General features: G+C 67.3%; 13 protein-coding genes. 9 read left to right on the forward strand and 4 right to left on the reverse strand.

Going from position 1 to position 15,548, the window contains the following annotated elements; all coding sequences use genetic code 11:
• Positions 1-4: 4 nt before the first annotated feature.
• The 4 genes from ACA097_RS25100 to ACA097_RS25115 are packed head-to-tail and all read left to right on the forward strand — an operon-like array spanning position 5 to position 9,022.
• A complete protein-coding gene (locus tag ACA097_RS25100; protein WP_371370574.1) occupies positions 5-1,312 on the forward strand; it encodes an MdtA/MuxA family multidrug efflux RND transporter periplasmic adaptor subunit in 1,308 nt (435 codons plus the stop codon).
• Positions 1,309-4,434, forward strand: coding sequence for an MdtB/MuxB family multidrug efflux RND transporter permease subunit (locus tag ACA097_RS25105; RefSeq protein ID WP_160287446.1), 3,126 nt, complete (start codon positions 1,309-1,311; stop codon positions 4,432-4,434). The genes ACA097_RS25100 and ACA097_RS25105 overlap by 4 nt, the downstream gene beginning before the upstream one ends.
• The gene (locus tag ACA097_RS25110; protein ID WP_371366706.1) at positions 4,434-7,544 is read left to right on the forward strand and encodes a multidrug efflux RND transporter permease subunit; all 3,111 of its coding nucleotides are present in this window, start codon (positions 4,434-4,436) and stop codon (positions 7,542-7,544) included. Before ACA097_RS25105 ends, ACA097_RS25110 begins: the two co-directional genes overlap by 1 nt.
• Positions 7,541-9,022 (forward strand): efflux transporter outer membrane subunit, encoded by a 1,482-nt coding sequence (locus tag ACA097_RS25115; RefSeq protein ID WP_371366708.1) that lies wholly within the window; start codon positions 7,541-7,543, stop codon positions 9,020-9,022. The genes ACA097_RS25110 and ACA097_RS25115 overlap by 4 nt, the downstream gene beginning before the upstream one ends.
• A gap of 81 nt (positions 9,023-9,103) precedes the next feature.
• On the opposite strand, the gene ACA097_RS25120 is transcribed toward ACA097_RS25115, so the two are convergent.
• The gene (locus ACA097_RS25120) at positions 9,104-9,646 is read right to left on the reverse strand and encodes a C40 family peptidase (RefSeq protein WP_052355301.1); all 543 of its coding nucleotides are present in this window, start codon (positions 9,644-9,646) and stop codon (positions 9,104-9,106) included.
• 202 nt (positions 9,647-9,848) lie between these two features.
• On the opposite strand from ACA097_RS25120, the gene ACA097_RS25125 reads away from it, so the two are divergent.
• Complete coding sequence (locus ACA097_RS25125; RefSeq protein ID WP_371366710.1) at positions 9,849-10,547, forward strand: AzlC family ABC transporter permease; 699 nt, start codon at positions 9,849-9,851, stop codon at positions 10,545-10,547.
• Positions 10,544-10,858: an AzlD domain-containing protein gene (locus ACA097_RS25130; protein ID WP_043253033.1), complete on the forward strand. Its 315-nt coding sequence runs from the start codon at positions 10,544-10,546 to the stop codon at positions 10,856-10,858. The genes ACA097_RS25125 and ACA097_RS25130 overlap by 4 nt, the downstream gene beginning before the upstream one ends.
• Positions 10,859-10,991: 133 nt before the next feature.
• Here ACA097_RS25130 and ACA097_RS25135 read toward each other — a convergent pair whose 3' ends face one another.
• Both ACA097_RS25135 and ACA097_RS25140 read right to left on the reverse strand, forming a co-directional pair.
• Positions 10,992-11,324 (reverse strand): antibiotic biosynthesis monooxygenase, encoded by a 333-nt coding sequence (locus ACA097_RS25135; protein WP_371366712.1) that lies wholly within the window; start codon positions 11,322-11,324, stop codon positions 10,992-10,994.
• Complete coding sequence (locus tag ACA097_RS25140) at positions 11,321-12,043, reverse strand: CTP synthase (protein WP_371366714.1); 723 nt, start codon at positions 12,041-12,043, stop codon at positions 11,321-11,323. The genes ACA097_RS25135 and ACA097_RS25140 overlap by 4 nt, the downstream gene beginning before the upstream one ends.
• A gap of 104 nt (positions 12,044-12,147) precedes the next feature.
• Between ACA097_RS25140 and ACA097_RS25145 the strand changes: the two genes are divergently transcribed.
• Positions 12,148-13,032, forward strand: a complete 885-nt coding sequence (locus ACA097_RS25145; protein ID WP_371366717.1) for a LysR family transcriptional regulator — start codon at positions 12,148-12,150, stop codon at positions 13,030-13,032.
• Between the two features lie 7 nt (positions 13,033-13,039).
• Here the strand turns inward: ACA097_RS25145 and ACA097_RS25150 are convergent, their stop codons facing one another.
• Positions 13,040-13,285 (reverse strand): hypothetical protein, encoded by a 246-nt coding sequence (locus ACA097_RS25150; RefSeq protein ID WP_371366719.1) that lies wholly within the window; start codon positions 13,283-13,285, stop codon positions 13,040-13,042.
• A gap of 167 nt (positions 13,286-13,452) precedes the next feature.
• On the opposite strand from ACA097_RS25150, the gene ACA097_RS25155 reads away from it, so the two are divergent.
• Together ACA097_RS25155 and ACA097_RS25160 are read left to right on the forward strand one after the other, a co-directional pair.
• Entirely contained in the window at positions 13,453-14,238 is a 786-nt protein-coding gene (locus ACA097_RS25155; RefSeq protein WP_371366721.1) for an efflux RND transporter periplasmic adaptor subunit, read from the forward strand.
• Positions 14,235-15,548 carry an efflux RND transporter periplasmic adaptor subunit gene (locus ACA097_RS25160; protein WP_371366723.1) on the forward strand — a complete coding sequence of 438 codons (1,314 nt, stop codon included), beginning with the start codon at positions 14,235-14,237 and terminating at the stop codon, positions 15,546-15,548. Before ACA097_RS25155 ends, ACA097_RS25160 begins: the two co-directional genes overlap by 4 nt.

Raw genomic sequence — 15,548 nt, forward strand, 5'->3', positions numbered from 1 at the left:
CACTATGACCCCAAGCAACGGATCGCCCTCGAAACTGCGCAAGCTGCGCCCCTGGCTGATCACCGCGGCGGCCTTCGCCGGGGTGGTCGCGCTGAGCATGTGGTTGCACAGGACCAGCTCGGCGCCGGAGCCACAGGCCGGTGGCGGCGGGCGCGGTCCGCGCGCGGCCATGGCCGGCGGGGAGGGTCGCCAGGGCGGCGGTACGGCGATCACGGTCAGCGTGGCGCCGGTGCTGAAGGGCGACCTGCCGGTGCACTACCACGCGCTGGGCACGGTGACGGCCTACAACACCGTGAACGTGCGTGCGCGGGTCAACGGCCAGCTGCTCAAGGTGCCGTTCCAGGAAGGCCAGGAGGTCAAGGCCGGCGACGTGCTGGCGGTGATCGACCCGCGCCCTTACCAGGCAGCGCTGGACCAGGCGGTGGGCACCCTGCAGCAGAACCAGGCGCAGCTGAAGAACGCGCAGATCGACCTGGCGCGCTACAAGGGCCTGTACGCCGAGGACTCCATCGCCAAGCAGACCCTGGACACCCAGGAGGCGCTGGTGCGCCAGTACGAAGGCACCTTGCGCACCAACCAGGGCCAGGTCGACGACGCCAAGCTCAACCTCGAATTCACCCAGGTGCGCGCACCGATTTCCGGGCGCCTCGGCCTGCGCCAGGTGGACGTCGGCAACCTGGTGACGTCCAGCGACACCACGCCACTGGTGGTGATCACCCAGGTCAAGCCGATCTCGGTGGTCTTCGCCCTGCCGCAGCAGCAGCTGGGCACCGTCGCCCGCCAGCTCTCCGGCTCCCAGCCCGTCCCGGTGGAGGCACTGGACCGCAACCAGAACCGCACCCTGGCCAGCGGCGTGCTCAAGACCCTGGACAACCAGATCGACACCACCACTGGTACGGTCAAGCTCAAGGCTGCCTTCGCTAATGCCGACCAGGCGTTGTTCCCCAACCAGTTCGTCAACGTGCGCCTGCTCGCCGAGACCCTGCACGGGGTGCTGAGCATTCCGGCAAACGCCGTGCAGCGCGGTAACGATGGCACCTACGTCTACCTGGTGGACAAGGACGACAAGGCCAAGCGCCAGCTGGTCGAGCTGGGCACCAGCGAGAATGAGCGGGTGGTCGTCACCAAGGGCCTGGACGCTGGCCAGCGCGTCGTCGTCGAAGGCACCGACCGCCTGCGCGACGGCACCCGCCTGCACATAGTCGCCAGCGACGAAGAAGCCCGCGCCGATGCGAGCGCGGATGGCGAAGGCGCCTCGCCCAAGCCCTTCGGCTCGGACGCGCCCGCCCAGGACAGCGGTAAGAGCGAATGAACCCGTCGCGCCTGTTCATCCTGCGGCCGGTCGCCACTACCTTGCTGATGGTGGCGATCCTGCTGTCGGGGATCATCGCCTACCGCTTCCTGCCGATCTCGGCGCTGCCGGAAGTGGATTACCCGACCATCCAGGTGGTCACCCTGTATCCGGGCGCCAGCCCGGAGATCATGACGTCCTCGGTGACCGCGCCGCTGGAGAACCAGCTCGGGCAGATCCCCGGGCTCAACGAGATGTCCTCGACCAGTTCCGGCGGGGCCTCGGTGATTACCCTGCAGTTCAGCCTGCAAGTGAACCTCGATGTCGCCGAACAGGAAGTCCAGGCGGCGATCAACACCGCGCAGAGCCTGCTGCCCAAGGACCTGCCGAACCAACCGGTGTACAGCAAGGTCAACCCGGCCGATGCGCCCATCCTGACCCTGGCGGTGATGTCGCCGGACATGCCGCTGCCGAAGATCCAGGACCTGGTCGACACCCGCCTGGCGCAGAAGATTTCGCAGATTTCCGGCGTCGGCCTGGTCAGCATCAGCGGCGGCCAGCGCCCGGCCGTGCGCATCCGTGCCAACCCTTCGGCGCTGGCGGCGGCGGGGCTGAGCCTCAGCGACCTGCAGACCACCATCACCAACAACAACCTCAATGGCCCGAAAGGCAGCTTCGACGGTCCGACGCGCTCCTCGACCCTGGACGCCAACGACCAGCTGAAATCGGCGAGCGCGTACCGCGACCTGATCGTCGCCTACAAGAACGGCTCGCCGCTGCGCGTGCGCGACGTGGCCAGCGTCGAGGACGATGCCGAGAACGTGCGCCTGGCCGCCTGGGCCAACGACGCGCCGGCGGTGGTGCTGAACATCCAGCGCCAGCCGGGCGCCAACGTCATCGAAGTGGTCGACAGCATCAAGAAGATGCTGCCGCAGTTGCAGGCGAGCCTGCCGGGCAACCTCGAAGTCACGGTGCTGACCGACCGCACCACGACCATCCGCGCCTCGGTGAAGGACGTGCAGTTCGAACTGTTCCTCGCCGTCTGCCTGGTGGTGATGGTCACCTTCCTGTTCCTGCGCAACCTCTCGGCGACCCTGATCCCCAGCTTCGCCGTGCCGCTGTCGCTGATCGGCACCTTCGGCGTCATGTACCTGGCCGGTTTCTCGATCAACAACCTGACGCTGATGGCGCTGACCATCGCGACCGGTTTCGTGGTCGACGACGCCATCGTCATGGTGGAGAACATCGCGCGTTACCTGGAGCAGGGTGACTCCCCGCTGGAAGCTGCGCTCAAGGGCTCGAAGCAGATCGGCTTCACCATCATCTCGCTGACCTTCTCGCTGATCGCCGTGCTGATCCCGCTGCTGTTCATGGGTGACGTGGCCGGCCGGCTGTTCCGCGAGTTCGCCATCACCCTGGCGGTGGCCATCCTGATTTCCGGCTTCGTCTCGCTGACGCTCACACCGATGCTCAGCGCCAAGCTGCTGCGCCACATCGAGCCGGAGCAGGAGGGCCGCTTCGCCCGCGCTGCCGGCCGCTTCATCGAACGCATGATCGAGCGCTATGCCGCTGCCTTGCGTGTGGTCCTGCGCCACCAGGGGCTGACCCTGCTGGTGGCCGTCGGCACGCTGGTGGTGACCGCCGCGCTGTACGTGTTCATGCCCAAGGGCTTCTTCCCGGTGCAGGACACCGGGGTGATCCAGGGCATCGCCGAAGCGCCGCAGTCGATCTCCTTCCAGGCCATGGCCAACCGTCAGCAGGAGCTGGCCAAGGTGGTGCTGGCCGACCCGGACGTGGCGAGCCTGTCGTCCTTCATCGGCGTCGACGGCACCAACGCCACGCTCAACACCGGGCGCCTGCTGATCAACCTCAAGCCGCACGCCGAGCGCGACCTGTCCGTCAGCGAAGTGATCCGCCGCCTGCAGCCGCAACTGGACAAGGTGCCGGGCATCAAGCTTTACCTGCAGCCGGTGCAGGACCTGACCATCGAAGACCGCATCGCCCGCACCCAGTACCAGTTCACCTTGCAGGACGCCGACCCCGACGTGCTCGCCGAGTGGGTACCGAAACTGCTCGACCGGCTACAGCAGTTGCCGCAGTTGGCGGACGTTGCCAGCGACTGGCAGGACAAGGGCCTGCAGGCCTACATCGATATCGACCGCGACACCGCCTCGCGCCTGGGCGTGAGCCTGTCGAACATCGACAGCGTGCTCTACAGCGCCTTCGGCCAGCGGCTGGTCTCGACCATCTTCACCCAGGCCACGCAGTACCGCGTGGTATTGGAGGTGGCGCCGGACTTCCAGATCGGCCCGCAGTCCCTGGAGAACCTCTACGTGCCGGCCAGCGACGGCACCCAGGTGCGCCTGTCGAGCCTGGCGAAGGTGGAGGAGCGCCACACCCTGCTGGCGATCAACCACATCGCCCAGTTCCCGGCGGCGACCCTGTCGTTCAACCTGGCCAAGGGCGTGTCCCTCGGCGAGGCGGTGCAGGCGATCCGCGACGTCGAGGCGCAAATGAACATGCCGGCGAGCCTGGAGGGCAACTTCCGTGGCGCGGCCTCGGCCTTCGAGGCGTCGCTGTCCAACACCCTGCTCCTGGTGCTGGCCTCGATCGTCACCATGTACATCGTGCTGGGCATCCTCTACGAGAGCTTCATCCACCCGGTGACCATCCTTTCCACGCTGCCCTCTGCAGGTGTGGGCGCATTGCTGGCTCTGATGCTGGCGGGGCAGGACATCGGCATCGTGGCGATCATCGGCATCATCCTGCTGATCGGCATCGTCAAGAAGAACGCGATCATGATGATCGACTTCGCCCTGGACGCCGAACGCAACGAGGGCAAGCCGCCCCATGAGGCGATCTACCAGGCGTGCCTGCTGCGCTTCCGGCCGATCCTGATGACCACCATGGCCGCGCTGCTCGGTGCCTTGCCGCTGATGCTCGCCGGCGGTGCCGGCGCCGAATTGCGCCAGCCGCTGGGCGTGACCATGGTCGGCGGCCTGCTGCTGAGCCAGCTGCTGACGTTGTTCACCACCCCGGTGATCTACCTGTACTTCGACCGCCTGGCGCGGCGCTGGGCGGCCTGGCGGCTGCGCCACGGGCTCGATGTGAACACCCCCGACGAAGGCGCGGAGCGCGGCTGATGAACCTTTCGCGCCCGTTCATCCTGCGCCCGGTGGCGACCATCCTGCTGACCCTGGCATTGCTTCTTGCCGGCGGAATGTCGTTTGGATTGCTGCCGGTGGCACCGCTGCCCAACGTCGATTTCCCGACGATCATGGTGCAGGCGTCGCTGCCCGGTGCCAGCCCCGAGACGATGGCGTCCACCGTGGCGACGCCGCTGGAGCGTTCGCTGGGCCGGATCGCCGGGATCACCGACATGACTTCCAGCAGCTCGCTGGGCAGCACTACGATCATCGTCCAGTTCGACCTGTCGAAGGACATCGACGGAGCGGCCCGCGAAGTGCAATCGGCGATCAACGCGGCCATGAGCCTGTTGCCCACCGGCATGCCGAACAACCCGACGTACCGGAAGGCGAACCCGTCGGACATGCCGATCATGATCCTCACGCTCACCTCCGACACCTACACCCGCGGCGAGCTGTACGACCTGGCCTCGACCATCGTCTCGCCCAAGCTTTCCCAGGTGAAGGGCGTCGGCCAGGTGAGCATCGGCGGCTCCTCGCTGCCGGCGGTGCGGGTCGACGTCAACCCGGACCAGCTCAGCCACTACGGCATCTCCCTCGACACGCTGCGCACGGCAATCGCCAACACCAACTCCGACGGGCCCAAGGGCGCCCTGGAGCTCGGCGACCGGCACTGGCAGGTGGACGCCAACGACCAACTGCGCAAGGCCAGCGAGTACGCGCCGCTGATCGTCCACTACAACGCCCAGACCGGTGCGGCGGTGCGCCTGAAGGACGTGGCCAAGGTCAGCGACTCGGTGGAAGACGTGCGCAACGCCGGCTTCTCCGACAACCTGCCGGCGGTGCTGCTCATCGTCACGCGCCAGCCCGGCGCCAACATCATCGAGGCCACCGACGCCATCCACGCGCAGTTGCCGGTGATCCAGGACGTACTCGGTCCGCAGGTCAAACTCAGGGTGATGGACGACCGCAGCCCTTCGATCCGCGCCTCGCTGGACGAGGCCGAGCTGACCCTGGTGATCTCCGTGCTGCTGGTGATCCTGGTGGTCTACCTGTTCCTGCGCAACGGCCGCGCCACGCTGATCCCCAGCCTGGCGGTGCCGGTGTCGCTGGTCGGCACCTTCGCCGTCATGTACCTGTGCGGCTTCTCGCTGAACAACCTGTCGCTGATGGCGCTGATCATCGCCACCGGCTTCGTGGTCGACGACGCCATCGTGGTGGTGGAGAACATCGCCCGGCGCATCGAGGAGGGCGACAAGCCGATCCCCGCGGCGATCCGCGGCGCCCGCGAGGTGAGTTTCACGGTGCTGTCGATGACCCTGTCGCTGGTAGCCGTGTTCATCCCGTTGCTGCTCATGGGCGGCATCACCGGGCGCCTGTTCCGCGAGTTTTCGGTGACCCTGGCGGCGGCCATCCTGGTTTCGCTGATCGTGTCCCTGACCCTGACGCCGATGCTCTGCGCGCGCCTGTTGCGCCCCGTCGGCCGGCCGCAGAAGGCATCGGTGGCGCGGCAGACCAACCGCTATTTCGTCGCTTTCATGCTGCGCTACCGCGCCAGCCTTAGCTGGGCGCTGGAGCATTCGCGGCTGATGGTGGTGATCATGCTCGGCTGCATCGCGCTGAACTTCTACCTGTTCGCCATCGTGCCCAAGGGCTTCCTGCCGCAGCAGGACTCCGGGCGCCTGCGCGGCTTCGCGGTGGCCGACCAGAGCATTTCGTTCCAGGCCCTGAGCCGCAAGATGGCCGAGTACCGCACCATCCTTTCTGCAGACCCGGCGGTGGAGAACGTGCTCGGGTTCGTCGGTGGCGGCAAGTGGCAGTCGAGCAACACCGGTTCCTTCTTCGTCACCCTGAAGCCGATTACCGAGCGTGACTCGGGCGAGGTGATTGTCGCGCGGCTGCGCAAGAAGCTGGCGCAGATTCCCGGCGCCACCCTCTACCTGCAGGCGGGCCAGGACGTGCGCATCGGCGGACGGCAGAGCAACGCGCAGTACGAGTTCACCCTGCGCAGCGACGACCTGACCCTGCTGCGCGACTGGGCGCCGAAGGTCGAGGCGGTGCTGAACAAGATCCCGCAGCTGGTCGACGTCAACAGCGATGCCCAGGACAAGGGCGTGCAGAGCCGCCTGGTGATCGACCGCGACCGCGCCGCCAGCCTGGGCGTGGATGTTGCGGCGGTGGACGCGGTGCTGAACAACTCCTACGGCCAGCGCCAGGTCTCGACCATCTTCAACCCGCTGAACCAGTACCACGTGGTGATGGAGGTTGATCAGCCGTACCAGGAGACCCCGGAAGAGCTGCGCCAGGTCTACGTGATCGGCAGCGATGGGCAGCAGGTGCCGTTGTCGGCCTTCACCCACGTCGAGCCCAGCCGCGCACCGCTGACGGTGAACCACCAGGGCCAGTTCGCCGCGACCACCTTCTCCTTCAACCTGGCGCCCGGCGCGCTCATCGGGCCGGCGCGCGATGCGGTGATGGCGGCTCTGGAACCGCTGCACCTGCCACTGGACATCCAGGCGACCTTCGAGGGCAACGCCGGTGCGGTGCAGGACACGCAGAACAACATGCCCTGGCTGATCCTGCTGGCGCTGGTGGCGGTCTACATCGTCCTCGGCATTCTCTACGAGAGCTACGTACACCCGCTGACCATCCTCTCCACGCTGCCCTCGGCGGGCGTGGGGGCGCTGCTCACGCTGATGCTGTTCCGCACCGAGCTGTCGCTGATCGCGCTGATTGGCGTGATCCTGCTGATCGGCATCGTCAAGAAGAACGCGATCATGATGATCGACTTCGCCCTGGACGCCGAACGCACCCTCGGCCTGACCCCGCGCGAGGCGATCCTCGAAGCCTGCATGAAGCGCTTCCGGCCGATCATGATGACCACCCTGGCCGCCATCCTCGGCGCGCTGCCGCTGATCTTCGGCATCGGCAGCGACGCCGCGCTGCGCCGCCCGCTGGGCATGACCATCGTCGGCGGCCTGATCGGCAGCCAGCTGCTGACCCTCTACACGACCCCCGTGGTCTACCTCTATCTCGACCGCCTGCGCCACTGGGTCAACAAGAAGCGCGGCGTGCGCACCGACGGCGCCCTGGAGACACCGCTATGAACCGCCCGAACCTTTCCCCCGGCCTGCTCGCCCTGGCGCTCTGCGCCGCGCTTGCCGGCTGCGCCGTCGGCCCCGACTACAAGCGTCCGCAGGTCGCGGTGCCGGCCGCCTTCAAGGAAGGCGAGGGCTGGCGCATGGCGCAACCGGCCGATCTGCAGAACCACGGGCAGTGGTGGTCGCTGTACAGCGACCCGATCCTGAACGACCTGCAGCAGCGCCTGCTCAAGGCCAACCAGACCCTGGCCGAGTCCGAGGCCTCGTACCGGCAGTCCGTGGCGTTGGTGAAGGGCGCGCGCGCGTCCTTCTTCCCGAGCGTGACCGGCAACGTCGACAAGACCCGTTCCGGGCAGGGCGGCAGTAGCAGCAACGTGCGCCTGGCCGATGGCTCCACGGTGTCCAGCGGCGGCAGCGGCGGGGTGAGCAACAGCTATTCGGCGAGCCTCGGCGTGAGCTGGGAGCTGGACCTGTGGGGCAAGCTGCGCCGCCAACTGGAAGCCGACAGCGCCACCCGTGACGCCAGCGCTGCGGACCTCGCCGCTTCGCGCCTGTCCCTGCAGTCGCAACTGGCGCAGAACTACCTGCAGCTGCGCGTGATGGACCAGCAGATCAAGCTGCTCAACGACACCGTCGAGGCCTATCAGCGTTCGCTGAAACTCACCGAGAACCAGTACAGCGCCGGCATCGTCACCAAGGCCGACGTGGCCCAGGCGCGTACCCAGCTGAAGAGCACCGAGGCCCAGGCCATCGACCTCAAGTACCAGCGCGCCCAGCTCGAACACGCTATCGCGGTGCTGGTCGGCCTGCCGCCGGCGCAGTTCAGCCTCGCCGCCAACGGCCAGGTGCCCAGGCTGCCGGAACTGCCTGCGCTGGTGCCGTCGCAGTTGCTGGAGCGGCGCCCGGACATTGCCTCCGCCGAGCGCAAGGTGATCTCCGCCAACGCGCAGATCGGCGTGGCCAAGGCCGCCTGGTTCCCCGACCTGACCCTGAGCGCCACCGGCGGCTACCGCAGCGGCAGCTTCCAGAACTGGATCGAGACGCCGAACCGCTACTGGTCGATCGGCCCGCAGTTCGCCATGACCCTGTTCGACGGCGGGCTGATCGCCTCGCAGGTGGAGCAGGCCGAAGCCAGCTACGACCAGACCGTGGCGACCTATCGGCAGACCGTGCTCGACGGCTTCCGAGAGGTGGAGGACTACATGGTCCAGCTCAAGGTGCTGGAAGAGGAGAGCGGGGCGCAGAAGGAAGCCCTGGACGCCGCCCGCGAAGCGCTGCGCCTGACCACCAACCAGTACAAGGCCGGCACCGTCGACTACAACAACGTGGTCACCACCCAGGCCACGGCGCTGTCCAACGAGCGCAGCGTGCTCACCCTCTACGGCAACCGCCTGGTCGCCAGTGTGCAGCTGATCGCCGCCATGGGGGGTGGCTGGGACAGCGCGCAGATCGCCAGCGAAGGGCAGAAGGCCAAGACGCCGTAAAGCTCGGATATCTCCGCGTCGGAGTTCCCTTTTGGGAGCCCGGCCTTGTGCCGCGCTCTCGCGCCATTGACGATGGTGCGTTTACAGGGTGCGGAAGCGCCGCGCGGTGCGGTAATGCCGCTTCCAGTAGCCGTTGTCCAGCGAATCGATACGCACGGTCTTGCCGGTGCTCGGCGCATGGATGAAGCGGCCGTCGCCCAGGTACAGGCCGACATGGCTGGCGCGCTGGCTGCCGTTGTGGCTGAAGAACACCGCGTCGCCTGGCTTCAGCGCCTGGCGCGACACCTGGCGATGACGCTGGCGGATCATGCCGTGGGTGCTGCGCGGCAGCTCCATCCCGGCGTCCTGGCGGAACAGGTAGACCAGCAGGCCGCTGCAATCGAAACCGGTGCGTTCCGACGCGCCGCCCCAACGGTAGGGCATGCCCTGCAACTGCTGGGCGTGCCGGAGCAGCCGGTTCAGCTTTTGCCGTTCCTTGGCCGAACGCTGCCATCCCCCTGACGGAGGTCGCTCAGCGCGAGAGGCAGTCACCTTGGTGGTGGAAGCATGGCGTTCTGCGGCGCCGGCCTGGCCGGTGGCCAGGCTGGGCAGCAGGATGAGGAAGAGCAGCAGGAAGATTTGCACGACGGAAAACCACGGGCTGTTCGGAAAGCGCGGACATGCTAGATGCCGCACCTTGTGCGATCAGTCGGAAATTCCTTAATTAACGTGTGGGAATTGTCCTAATCAAAAGGCGCCCGTGACTCGCAAAACAGCAAGAACGTTCAAGGCGCCCGCCGCCATTTCTGCCAAGCTCGCCCGACCTGATCCTCAAGCCGTCTTCCCCATGTCCCACGATCTGCTTCCCGCCCGCGCCTTCCTGCGCGGTGCCATCGCCATCATGCCGCTGTCCATCGCGGTCCTGCCCTGGGGCCTGCTCGCCGGCTCCCTGGCCATCGAGGCCGGCCTTTCGCCGCTGCACGGCCAGGGCCTGTCGGCCATCGTCTTCGCCGGCGCCGCGCAACTGGTGGCGATCGGCATGCTCAAGGGCGGTGCCGGGTTCCTCTCGATCATGCTGACCACGCTGCTACTGACCTCGCAGCACCTGCTCTACGGCATGAGCATGCGCCCGGTGATCGCCGACCTGCCGGGGCGCTGGCGCGTCGGCCTGGGCTTCCTGCTCACCGACGAGTTCTTCGCCCTGACCAGCCAACACGACCGCGAAGCCTTCAACCGCTGGTACGCCCTGGGCGTCGGGTTGACCTTCTACATCGCCTGGAACCTCTTCACCCTGGCCGGCGTGCTGCTGGGCAGCAGCATTCCGGGGCTTGAGCACCTGGGCCTGGACTTCTCCGTCGCCGCGACCTTCGTGGCGTTGATCGCACCGGTTGTGCGCAGCGTGCCGACGGTGGTCTGCGTGGCTGTCTCGCTGTTCTGCTCGGTGCTGTTCAGCTACTGGCACCTGGGCTCGGCCCTGGTGCTCGCGGGCCTCGCGGGGATGACCGCAGGCTTCGTCTGCAACAAGTTCAGTGGGAGGTCGGCATGATGGTCTGGGCCGTGATCGTCGGCATGGGGCTGATCGTCTTCTTCAACCGCTACGTGTTCCTCGAACCACGCCTGCCGATCCGCCTGGGCAGCAACATCCGGCAGTTCCTCGGCTTCGCCGTGCCGGGAATGCTCACGGCGATCTGCGGGCCGATCGTGTTCCTGCCCGAGCACCAGCTGAACCTCCGTCTGGACAACCCCTACCTGCTCGGTTCGCTGGTGGCGGTGGGGCTGGTGCTGTGGACGCGCAATACGCTGGTCAGCGTCTTGCTGAGCATGGGGGTGTTCTTCCTGCTGCGCTGGTGGCTGTAGACGCGGATCTCATCCGCGAACCGCATGGCACGACATTTCCCCTGTAGGAGCGGCCCATGGCCGCGATTCGCGCGCATGGCGCGCTCCTGCAACGAGGTATTGGCTCGGAGATTTTCGCGGATGAGATCCGCTCCTACAGGTCGCTGCTGTCGAATCCGTAGGCCCGCTCGACCTTAGCCACGCGCACCTGGAACTGCCGATACCACTCGCGCCGGCCGCTTTCGCGGGCCAGTCGGTGTTCGGCGTCGTCGCGCCAGTGGCGGATGCTTTCTTCATCGCGCCAGTAGGACACCGTGATACCCAGCCCATCTTCTCCGCGCGCCGACTCCACGCCGAGGTAACCCGGCTGCTCGGCAGCGAGTTCCAACATGCGATCTGCGGTTACGCCGTAGCCGGCGTCCTGCGCAGTGCGCAGGGAGGTGAAGATCACGGCGTAGTAGGGCGGTTCAGGCGTCTTGGCGATCATTGGGGGCTCCTGGCGTGTTGCTCGACGGCGCGCAGGAAGGCTTCGGCCAGCGGCACGCTGACGCCGGCCAGAGCCTTGCGCTCGGGTTGGAACAGGGTGGCGACGAAGAAGGGATGATCTTCGGCTTCCAGCGCGCGGATGCTGCCGTCTTCGCCGTGGGCGCTCGCCGTCAGTGAGTCGCCGAACAAGGCTTCCTGGTACTCGGGGTTGATCCCGTAGCTGCAGCGATAGCCTTCGCGAATGCTCGGCTTGCCATAGGCGCTGGCCAGGCGTGAGCCCGGGCGCAGGCGGATTTCTTCGCGCACTTCGACCAGCGCGCAGGGCAGGGCGTGGATCACCGGGCGTTGCGCTTCGGGGTCCAGCTCCGCGTGGGCGGCATCGTCCCAGCCCAGGACATTGCGGGCACGCTCCAGCAAGGCGTGCTGGAAGCCAGCGCAGGTGCCGAGGTAGGGCGTGCCGCTGGTGCGGGCGTGATGAATGGCGCGCAGCGCGCCCTCGGTGTCGCGGTAAGGGCTGCCGGGAATGCACCAGAAGCCGGCGTAGCCTTCCAGCGGCAGGCCCTGGGCCAGGCGCTCGGTGTGCAGCCATTCCAGGCGCAGGGTGCCGGCGTGGGGCAGCAGTGACTGCTGCAGCGCCAGGGGGATGGCCCAGTGCGCCATGACCTGGCTGTCACGATCACCGATCAGGCCGATACGTAGAACCTTGCGCAGTTTCCGCATCTCTTGCTCCCCAGCGTCGACGCCCATTGGCGGGCTACGGAGAGCAATTTATAGTTGCGCAGACGCAATAATAATTGGCGATTACGCAATTCATGAATGCATCGATGCAATATCGGTTGGAATATGCCGACCTTTCCCTGGTACTCGCCCTGGTGCGTGGCGGCAACCTGGCGCGAGCCGCGGAATTGCTGGCCGTGGACGTGTCCACCGTGTTCCGCGCCATCCGCCGGCTGGAGAAGGCGCTGGGCACCGCGTTGTTCGAGAAGGGCCGTGCCGGCTACCTGCCGACCAACCTGGCGCAGCAACTGGCGCGCCAGGCCGAGCAGGCCGAACAGGCGCTGGAGGCGGCGAGGGTCGGCCTGGAGCAGGGCCGCGAAGTGCTCAGCGGCACCGTGCGTCTGACCTGCACCGACGCGGTGCTGCAGGGAATCCTGCTGCCGGCATTGGGGCGCTTCATGGGCGACTACCCGGGCTTGCACCTGGAGCTGTCCACCTCCAACGCCTTCGCCAACCTTAGCCGGCGCGACGCCGACATCGCCGTGCGCCTGACCACCGCGCCCCCGGAATACCTGGTTGGCCGCTGCCTGGGGGAGGTGCGCTATGCGCTCTGTGCGCACCGCGACTATCTAAGCGCCAATGCCGGTCGCGACTGGAGCGAGCTGAGCTGGATCGCCCCGGACGAGTTCATGCCCGACCATGCCAGCGTGGCCTGGCGTCGCCAGAGTTTCCCGGCGGTGATCCCGGCCTATCGCTGCAACAGCATCGTCTCGGTGCTCGAACTCTGCCGCGGCGGCCTGGGCCTGGCTGCGCTGCCCGACTATCTATTGCGCGACGGTGACGGCCTGCAGGTGCTGCAGGGCGACCTGCCTGGTTGCGGCAACGCCCTCTGGCTACTGACCCGCCCCGACTGCCGTGCCCTGCGCAGCGTGGTGACGCTGTTCGAGGAACTGGCGCGGCACATCCGCTTGCCGATGCCGGTACAAGGCTAAGGGCGGGTCAGCCTTCGGGCAGCGGCGATTCCTCGACGATACCGGTGACGGTGATGCCGTAACGGCGCAGCAACTGCCCGACCGGCCCTTCCGGGGCATCGCGGGCAGTGCCGTACTCACCGGGCTTGAGGTTCTCGGTCGCCCACTGCAGGACGTGCTCGGCCGCTTCTTCCGGGCTCGGTTGCTGCGCCGACTGCAGTTGCAATTGGTCGGTGTTGTTGTGCCGCGTGAAGGTGATTTTCCAGGTTGGCATGTCGATTTCTCCTGCCGCTGACTGGTCTGCGGATGACTGCATCCAGTGCGCAGGATTCGAACGAACCGACGGGCTGCCAGCGTGATGGCCAAATGATCTGACGAAGTCCGTTTCCTACAAGCCGGCTCTCCCTTAGACTGCGCGCCATTCTGTCAGAGGGATGGACGATGGTTAGGGATGTGTGCTGGACGGCGCTGGTCGCCATGGGGATCGTGGGCAGTCTGCAGGCGGCGCAGGAGCCGGTGGCGGACCCGTTGTTGCCGGTGGCGGCGTCGAGCGCGTCGACCAACGATTCGCGCGAGGTGCGCGGCGTGTTGCATGCCCGTGAGCAGGCGATGCTGTCCAGCGAACTGGCCGGGCGCATCCTCGAAATGCCATTCAGCGAAGGCCAGGCCTTCCACAAGGGCGATGTGCTGGTGCGCTTCGACTGTTCGGCCTACCAGGCCCAGCTGAACGCCGCCCAGTCCGGCGTGCGTGCGGCCAGCGAGGAACTGGCGCACAACCGCCAGCTGGCGTCGCTGAATTCCGTCGGCCGCTTCGAGGTTGCCCTGGCCGAGGCCAAGCAGGCCGAAGCCCAGGCCCAGGCCCAGGTCTACCAGGTGCAGGTGCGCCGCTGCGCCGTGCAGGCGCCGTACGACGGCCAAGTCGTGCAGCGCAAGGCGCAGCCGTTCGAGAGCGTCGCCAGCGGCGCGCCGCTGCTGGAGATCGTCGACAACCGCAGCCTGGAAATCCGCCTGTTGGTGCCGTCGCGCTGGCTGTCGCGGCTCAAACCGGGCCAGCAGTTCAATTTCGTTCCGGATGAAACCGGCAAGCCGCTGCAGGTCGAGGTGAAGCGCCTGGGCGCACGCATCGATGAGGCCAGCCAGACCCTCCTGTTGATCGCCAGCGTGCCGGCCGACGCCGGGCTGGTGGCGGGCATGAGCGGTACCGCGCGGTTCGCGGAGCAGCCATGAACGCCGCTGCCGGCAGCGAGGTCGCCTTCGCCCAGTTCATCGCCGTGCAGCGCCAGGCGCGCGCGGCCGACAGCATCGAGCGGCTGGGCTTCGCCATGGTCAACGACGGCCAGGCGCTGTTCGGCTTCCGCCATGCCGCGCTGGTCATCGCCGGCAAGGTTCGCGCGCTGACCGGCGTCAGCGTGGTCGAGCCCAATGCACCTTTCGTTTCCTTCATCGAGCGTGCCTGCAGCGAGCTGGACCAGGGCGATGCGCTGGATCAGCCGCATGTCGTGGACAGCGCGCAGTTCAGCGAGTCGACCCGCCAGGACCTGCTGGAACTGAGCGTGCCGCAGGCCTTCTGGGTACCTCTTAAAGACCGTGCCGGCGTGCGCTTCGGCGGGCTCTGGCTGGCGCGCCAGCAACCCTGGAACACGGCCGAGAAGACCCTGCTCGGCGAGCTGGGCGAGACCTACGCCCACGCCTGGTGCGCCCTGCAGCCGCGCCTGCCGTGGCGCCTGCGCTGGCCGAAGCGGCGTGTGGCGATGGTGCTCGGCGGTGCTGCATTGCTGCTGTTGCTGCCGATTCGCCAGTCCGCGCTGGCGCCGGCGGAAGTGGTGCCCAAGGGCGGCATGGTGATTGCCGCGCCGCTGGACGGTGTGATCGCGAAGGTCGAAGTGCGACCGAACCAGGCGGTGAAGCGCGGCGACCTGCTGGTGCGCTTCGACGCCACCACGCTGAAGGCCCAGGCGGATGTCGCCGAGCGCGCCCTGGCGGTGGCCGAGGCCGAGCTCAAGGCCAATACCCAGCGCGCCTTCCAGGATGCGGAGTCGGCCGCGCGCCTCGACCTGCTGGCTGCGCGCGTCGAGCAGAAGCGCGCTGAGCGCGACTACGCCAAGGACCTGCTGCAACGCAGTGAAGTGCGCGCCGAGCAGGACGGCATTGCGGTATTCGCCGACGCCGAGCGCTGGACCGGCAAACCGGTACGCACCGGTGAGCGACTGATGGAAATCGCCGACCCGCAGCGTGCCGAGTTGCGCATCGAACTGCCGGTGGGCGGGGTCATGAGCCTGGAGCAGGGCGCAAGCGTAGCGCTGTTCCTCGACAACCAGCCGCTGACCTCGGTGCCGGCGCAGCTCGAACGCATCGGCTACCAGGCCGAGCCGGTTCCCTCCGGCGGCCTGGCCTACAGCCTGGTGGCCGGCTTCGAAGGCGCGTCGCCACGCATCGGTCTGCGTGGCACGGCGAAGCTCTACGGGGCGCGTGCGCCCCTAGCCTATTACCTGCTGCGCCGGCCGCTGACCGCGCTGCGCCAGACCCTGGGGCTCTGA

The organism is Pseudomonas sp. QL9, from assembly GCF_041409665.1.
Lineage (GTDB): Bacteria > Pseudomonadota > Gammaproteobacteria > Pseudomonadales > Pseudomonadaceae > Pseudomonas > Pseudomonas knackmussii.

What these genes read in the sequence shown, in the direction of transcription:
- ACA097_RS25100 (WP_371370574.1), top strand. Translation starts at nt 5, where the DNA reads ATGACCCCAAGCAACGGATCGCCCTCGAAACTGCGCAAGCTGCGCCCC.
- ACA097_RS25105 (WP_160287446.1), top strand. Translation starts at nt 1,309, where the DNA reads ATGAACCCGTCGCGCCTGTTCATCCTGCGGCCGGTCGCCACTACCTTG.
- ACA097_RS25110 (WP_371366706.1), top strand. Translation starts at nt 4,434, where the DNA reads ATGAACCTTTCGCGCCCGTTCATCCTGCGCCCGGTGGCGACCATCCTG.
- ACA097_RS25115 (WP_371366708.1), top strand. Translation starts at nt 7,541, where the DNA reads ATGAACCGCCCGAACCTTTCCCCCGGCCTGCTCGCCCTGGCGCTCTGC.
- ACA097_RS25125 (WP_371366710.1), top strand. Translation starts at nt 9,849, where the DNA reads ATGTCCCACGATCTGCTTCCCGCCCGCGCCTTCCTGCGCGGTGCCATC.
- ACA097_RS25130 (WP_043253033.1), top strand. Translation starts at nt 10,544, where the DNA reads ATGATGGTCTGGGCCGTGATCGTCGGCATGGGGCTGATCGTCTTCTTC.
- ACA097_RS25135 (WP_371366712.1), bottom strand. Translation starts at nt 11,324, where the DNA reads ATGATCGCCAAGACGCCTGAACCGCCCTACTACGCCGTGATCTTCACC.
- ACA097_RS25140 (WP_371366714.1), bottom strand. Translation starts at nt 12,043, where the DNA reads ATGCGGAAACTGCGCAAGGTTCTACGTATCGGCCTGATCGGTGATCGT.
- ACA097_RS25145 (WP_371366717.1), top strand. Translation starts at nt 12,148, where the DNA reads ATGCAATATCGGTTGGAATATGCCGACCTTTCCCTGGTACTCGCCCTG.
- ACA097_RS25150 (WP_371366719.1), bottom strand. Translation starts at nt 13,285, where the DNA reads ATGCCAACCTGGAAAATCACCTTCACGCGGCACAACAACACCGACCAA.
- ACA097_RS25155 (WP_371366721.1), top strand. Translation starts at nt 13,453, where the DNA reads ATGGTTAGGGATGTGTGCTGGACGGCGCTGGTCGCCATGGGGATCGTG.
- ACA097_RS25160 (WP_371366723.1), top strand. Translation starts at nt 14,235, where the DNA reads ATGAACGCCGCTGCCGGCAGCGAGGTCGCCTTCGCCCAGTTCATCGCC.